The following is a 6,114-nucleotide window of genomic DNA, read 5'->3' on the forward strand; positions in this document are numbered from 1 at the left end:
GGCAAACAAGATGTGCTTTATTGCTAATTCTTGCAATTTCCCCGTATCCCACAACCCTAAATGTATAGTAGAAAAGGGTTAAATTGATCGAGCTTAACTTAGAATCGTTAAGTTAATCGCTTAATGATTCTAAGCTTATGAGAATATCTTCCTAATTCAGCATTGTAAATACCCTGATTATCCATTGGATCTATCCTGACTTTACCTGAAGCGTGAATTATATCAGTTGCATTTAACATAATACCAACATGAATAATGCGACCATCTTCATTATCGAAGAAAGCTACATCCCCTGGTTTAACTTCAGGCAAAAAATCAACTGTGGTACCTTGTTCTGCCTGCTGCCATGCATCTCTGTTTAACTGTATCCCGTTTAGTTTAAAAACGATCTGCACAAATCCGGAACAATCCATTCCAAACAAATTTTTGCCCCCCCATAAATAAGGAACGTTTTGAAAGAAAAGTGCCGTATTTATAACATCGATTTGGTCCGAAGGAGGAACTACTGTTGGACTAAATAAAACCTTGTACTTTTCAGTGCCTATACTGCAATAACCATTATTAAACGAAGGAAGATTACTACCTGGAGAGATATAATATTTACTGCCCTGCTCATCTGTTATTACATTCCCTATTTCGGCCGGGGCCAGGTATTTGCAACTATGATTACTTACGAACTCTTCTAACGATACTTCTGTTAACTGCTTAAAGTCTAACCAACCCTCATATCCATCGAAAGCATTGCGTACTTGCCACCACTTTTCATTTCGTTGCAGTATCTCCACATGATCTCCAAAAAGCAATTGAGATGCAATTTCAGCTCTGTCTGATGGTTCAGATCTTAAGGGTGCAACTGCCACCCTACATATTCCATAGTATTGTTCCATAGCATAAAATCAATGGTATAAATGTAAACTTTTGCACAGTTATTTTGTTATTTTTATAGTATAAACCTTAATCTATAAGACGATGAACCTCAAAAAAATTTTAATTGCTGTTGATAATAGTACTTGTTCAGAAAAAGCAGCAAAAGTTGGTTATGAAGTAGCGAAGACGTTTGGCGCAGAGGTTGCACTTGTCAACATTATAGAACCCGTGCCTGCGAACATCAGCCCTGACTTAACACTGGCCCCTGTTTTTCTGGAAACTTACGACAACAGTGAAGAAAACAGTCATTTATTATTAAAAGAAATTGAAACTAAATTTAGTCATGGCATAGCTACCACCTATTTAAGCGTGGTTGATAGTGCTGCGCACGGGATTATACAGCAATCTGATGAGTACGGTTCTGATCTTATTGTAATTGGTACTTACGGCCGAACAGGTTTATATCATTTTTTAATGGGAAGTGTTGCTGAGCACGTAGCTAGAAAATCTGCATGTCCCGTTTTAATTGTTCCAAACAAGTATGAAGAAAAAGCTTAAATAAAAAAGGACACCCTTTGGGTGTCCTGTATAAATTTGATTATAAAAGCTAAAACTAGTTCTCTTGGTGTAACCAAGCTTTTTTAGCCAATAATTCTTCTTCTGTTTCGCGAACATCCTCGTCATCAACGCAGCAATCTACCGGACAAACCGCAGCACATTGAGGTTCATCATGAAAGCCTTTACATTCTGTACACTTATCTGAAACAATATAATAGACCTCATCAGAGGCTGCATCCTGTGCAGCTTCAGCATCTATTTGTTTGTCGCCAAAGTCGATAATACCATTTAAGTTAGTACCATCAGAAAATCTCCAGGCAGTGCCTGCATCGTAAATTGCATTATTTGGGCATTCAGGCTCACATGCTCCGCAGTTAATACATTCGTCTGTTATTTTAATAGCCATGTCTTCGTGTAAATCTATTGCTAAGGGTTACCTTTGCATTGCAAATATAACACTTAAACTTTAAAATTGTTGGAAATATGCCAATCCTTACTACGGAAAAACTAATTATTGCTTTAAAAAAACTTAGTGACTATATAGCCAATCCCGATCAGGGATTCAAAAACCTGATTTTAGCGGCTCAAAACAGCAATGCCTGGTTTACTATAGATGAGGTTGAAAGATCATTAAATGCTTTGCATAAAATGCTTAACCAACAAGATCTGGAAACCTGGTTCAGAAATATTACGATTAATAAAAACCCTAAAAAAGTTGGACTAATATTGGCAGGAAACATCCCTCTTGTAGGTTTTCATGATGTATTATCTGTTTTGGCAACCGGAAACATAGCGCTTATTAAGCTCTCATCATCTGACGATAAATTGCTGCCTGCCCTACTCGCTCAGCTAATTATTATTGAGCCTCAACTGGCAGATCATATTGTTTATGTTGAACGTTTAAAAGATTTTGATGCTGTGATTGCTACCGGCAGTAATAACACTTCAAGATATTTTGATTTTTATTTTGGTAAGGTCCCAAATATCATTCGAAAAAACAGGAATAGTGTTGCAGTCTTAAACGGACAAGAAAAGCCTTCTGAAATCGCATCACTTGGTCATGATGTATTTGATTACTTTGGGTTAGGTTGCAGAAATGTTTCTAAACTATTTATCCCGGAGGATTATAGTATCAAAGAGTTCTTTGAACCAATAGAACATTTCAAAGAAATTATTAATCATTTCAAATACAACAACAATTACGATTATAACAAATCTATTTACCTGGTAAATATGGCTGAGCACTACGATAACGGTTTCCTATTGTTAAAAGAAGATTCAGGAATGTCATCGCCATTAGCTGTATTGTATTATGAGCGTTATAAAAACATCGATGATGTTGCAACTAAGCTAAGGGCAGAAGAAGAAAATATTCAATGTGTAGTAAGTAACATCCCTTTTGAACTAAAAACCGCTGTATTATCATTCGGAGAAAGTCAGGTTCCAAAACTATGGGATTATGCAGATAATGTTGATACCATAGCATTCCTTAAAACGATATAAAAAACCCGGCATACTTAACATATAAACGATATATTAAGTATGCCGGGTTTTGCTTTTGATACAACCTATTATTTGTGTATTACGCCATTTAATTTAATGGTTATTAAATAGGTACCCAGTTGCTTAATCTGGAATCCAAATCTTGGATTGATACTAAATGTGGTTCCAGGAGGATGATTTGCCGGGAATGTAGTTAACGACGCAAACTTACTTGGTATTCTGTAGTACATTAGAAAATCTCCATATCCGCTAATTCTCTTTATCGGGAAAGGCGTAATCTCAAAATTACAAACCATCGAAGTATCTGTATACGTTACAGGGTTAAATTTCGCATAAGATTCAAACGTCGGCCTATCTCCTCTTTTGATGATCTCTCCTGTCTTAGGGTTAAATGGAACTCCATTTTGATCCACAATCTTTACAATTGCATTTGTACCCTGGTCACTGATTTTTTCAATGATCATTTCTGGATTAGCAGACAATGCGCCATTGTCAGTCGCAACTCCATTATCATTAAACCAGCTTGCTGCTATTGCATAAGGCTTAAACAATTCCGGATCTCTAAAATGAATTTCGCCAATGTTTTTAAACACCTTTGTCCCGCTCTCATTACTTACCTCTACGTCAAATTCATATTCAGATCTTGCTGGCAAAAATGCGGTTCCTGCATTAAACAGAAATTGTCCGCTAGGCAAAAACTCAAAAGGAGGCAGCATTTTCTTCTCTCTTTTCGCATTTACCTGCGCAATGGTAGTATCTACGTCCGGATCAATTGGCTGTTTGTAAACATAAACCTCATGTTCTGCATAAAATTCCTCAGCTTTTTGGCTTGTTCCTTTTTTTCTTACTTCCAGTAACTTAACTAAAACAGGAAGCGTTGACCCATCTAAATTTAGTGAGCTTGTTACTACTTTTACATTACCCTGTTCAATTGAAAAGGGGCTGTCTTTATAATACATTGTTTCTCCAATAAAACCTACAGGGATCTTTTTACAACCCACCCAGGCTAAACTAAAAGATTTACCAGTAAAATTTGTGGGTATTATTTAATACGTGGAGTACCCCGTTGGTAGTCAAAATCCCTGAGGTCTGAACCAGCTCTATTATATCCCTGTCCTCATCCAGATAATCATCAGGAATTGGATTCGGGTCCAGACCATTCCTGATCTTGGTTAGATAAAGATACTGTGGTCTAGTGGTTACAAGCCCGGTATAGCTATCAACTTGTTTTAGTAAAATAGAAAAATCCTCGCCAGACAGACTCTTGAAAACTTTATTTTCTAAAGAAAGCTGCTCACGATTAATCTTACCGGTAAAAAGATGAGATCTTAGTGAATCTCTTAGCTCCGGAACAGGCAAACTATCCAACGTATACTTGATATTCTCATCCTGATACTTCTGTTGAATAATTAGTGTTCTTCTTGCCAGAAGTGCTTTAATTGAATAATCTGTAGGAGCAAAAAAGGTATTATTCCCGTTGATTTCATCTTTCAATCCAGCCTTATCAATAAGAACTACCAGGGTATCAAATAGAGGTTTGGTTTTAAGAAAATCATAAGTCGTCATATTTACATGTGGATCATGTAAATCGCCTCCGATGATATAGTCGTTCTTTTTACAGGCGGTAAATGCAACACAAAAAGCGACTAGAGTTAAAATGTATGATAATTTAATTTTCATGATATTTAATTTAAGTGACCAGGTTATCTTAATTTTCCGATCCAGTATTTATTTTGTGTCAATTGTTTATTATCAACAAATAATCCTCTGTTAATAGGCCATTTCCAACCTTCCTCATCGTATCTTGATTGAGGGAAGCGACTAGCATCAAGATAGTCAACCACCATCTTGTTTCGCACCATATCGTACCAGGTATGGCCTTCACAAAACAATTCGCGGAAAGTCTCATCAAATATTTCATATCTAAGATCTTCTCCACTTCCGGCATAATTCTCAAGATTAGACCTTCTTTTAACTTCATTTAAATCTGTGAGTGCCTGACCATCTTTATTTAGTAATGCATTACACTCTGCCCTTAACAACAACATTTCTGCTAATCGGAAAATGCTGATATTACAATCTATTACCGCACCTGTCTGGGCATTAGGATCTTTAAAAGTTAAATTCTGTTTGTTTTTACCAATGTATTTTGTGAGAATCATATCTTCAGGTTTAGACCTGTCGAAATAATAGTTATATCTCGCATCCGAATCATCAGCAAAAATTGCATTAACCATCTCCCTATCAAAAATGGTTGATTTAGACTGTCCTGGTATGTAAGGAATGCCTAGGGTATAATTATAAAAACCGCTTTCCTGATACTCGCCCTGACCGAAACTTGTATTGATCTCAAAGATGCCTTCTGATGATTTACCTTTAAATAATCTGGCAAAATTTGAAGCTGGCTCCAGCATGTACTTCCCAGAAGCGGTTATAGAATCTATTGCTGCAACCGCATTATTTAATAATCCTTGGTCAGCATCTTTAGTTACAAAATACTTCCATCTATTTAAATGAGCCATTAGCGCAAAAGCAGCACCTTTATCAGCCCTTACTATCTCCTCGTTACTGGTTTTCCAATTTAAAAGTTTAACTGCTTTATTCATGTCCACAACACAAGAATCTAAAACTGTAACCTCTGAGGTACGCGCAATATTCTTAGACGATACAGGATCCGGGTCAAACTGAAGTACCAACGGCAAATCTCCCCATATACGAACCATATAAAAATAGGTGTAGGCACGAATAAAATAAGCCTCTCCAATAATCTTCCTTTTATCAGCAGGTGTCTTAAATACATTATCAGGCATTTTACCTACTTTTTCGATTACGGTATTTGCTTGTGTTATTGTTTTATAAAAGGGAGTCCAGGTTTGGAAATCATCCAGATAATCACCTCTAAAATCATTAACATTTAATCCTGTTCCATAATACTGGTCTCCTTTAACAAGGAAATTTAATGCATAATCACCTCCCTCGGTAAAAACTCCCGCGGTAAAATCGCCAAACACAAAATTTGACATACCTTGTCCGCCAAGAGTAAGCGACTTACGCAATAAGGAATAGGCCCCCATTAAGCCAGAAGTTGCATCATCCTGAGTTTTCCAATACACTCCTTCATATACCGAACCTTCAGGTTTTAAGTCTAATAATTTTTTGCAGGAAAATAGTCCTGTGCAAAGCATT

At 36.6% G+C, this 6,114-nt stretch carries 7 protein-coding genes; 2 read left to right on the forward strand and 5 right to left on the reverse strand.

Translation table 11 applies throughout. The annotated features are described in order from the left end of the window. Window positions 1-107: 107 nt before the first annotated feature. Window positions 108-887: a C40 family peptidase gene (locus AC1DDX_RS11655; RefSeq protein ID WP_337715638.1), complete on the reverse strand. Its 780-nt coding sequence runs from the start codon at window positions 885-887 to the stop codon at window positions 108-110. An 82-nt stretch (window positions 888-969) separates the two neighbouring features. On the opposite strand from AC1DDX_RS11655, the gene AC1DDX_RS11660 reads away from it, so the two are divergent. Beyond that, entirely contained in the window at window positions 970-1,425 is a 456-nt protein-coding gene (locus AC1DDX_RS11660; protein WP_172660704.1) for a universal stress protein, read from the forward strand. A gap of 55 nt (window positions 1,426-1,480) precedes the next feature. On the opposite strand, the gene AC1DDX_RS11665 is transcribed toward AC1DDX_RS11660, so the two are convergent. Beyond that, window positions 1,481-1,831: a 4Fe-4S dicluster domain-containing protein gene (locus AC1DDX_RS11665; protein WP_048904300.1), complete on the reverse strand. Its 351-nt coding sequence runs from the start codon at window positions 1,829-1,831 to the stop codon at window positions 1,481-1,483. Window positions 1,832-1,908: 77 nt separating this feature from the next. Here AC1DDX_RS11665 and AC1DDX_RS11670 point away from each other — a divergent pair, with 77 nt between their 5' ends. Continuing rightward, window positions 1,909-2,928, forward strand: a complete 1,020-nt coding sequence (locus tag AC1DDX_RS11670; RefSeq protein WP_172660705.1) for an acyl-CoA reductase — start codon at window positions 1,909-1,911, stop codon at window positions 2,926-2,928. Window positions 2,929-2,996: 68 nt separating this feature from the next. Here the strand turns inward: AC1DDX_RS11670 and AC1DDX_RS11675 are convergent, their stop codons facing one another. From AC1DDX_RS11675 to AC1DDX_RS11685, 3 genes are all read right to left on the reverse strand, one after another. After that, window positions 2,997-3,887, reverse strand: coding sequence for a DUF5007 domain-containing protein (locus tag AC1DDX_RS11675; protein WP_477622063.1), 891 nt, complete (start codon window positions 3,885-3,887; stop codon window positions 2,997-2,999). Between the two features lie 61 nt (window positions 3,888-3,948). Then, window positions 3,949-4,608: a fasciclin domain-containing protein gene (locus tag AC1DDX_RS11680; RefSeq protein WP_172660707.1), complete on the reverse strand. Its 660-nt coding sequence runs from the start codon at window positions 4,606-4,608 to the stop codon at window positions 3,949-3,951. A 23-nt stretch (window positions 4,609-4,631) separates the two neighbouring features. Continuing rightward, the coding region (locus AC1DDX_RS11685) for a RagB/SusD family nutrient uptake outer membrane protein (RefSeq protein ID WP_477622064.1) at window positions 4,632-6,114 on the reverse strand (1,483 nt) is incomplete at its 5' end.

Source organism: Pedobacter sp. 10L46_2 (genome assembly GCF_056395165.1).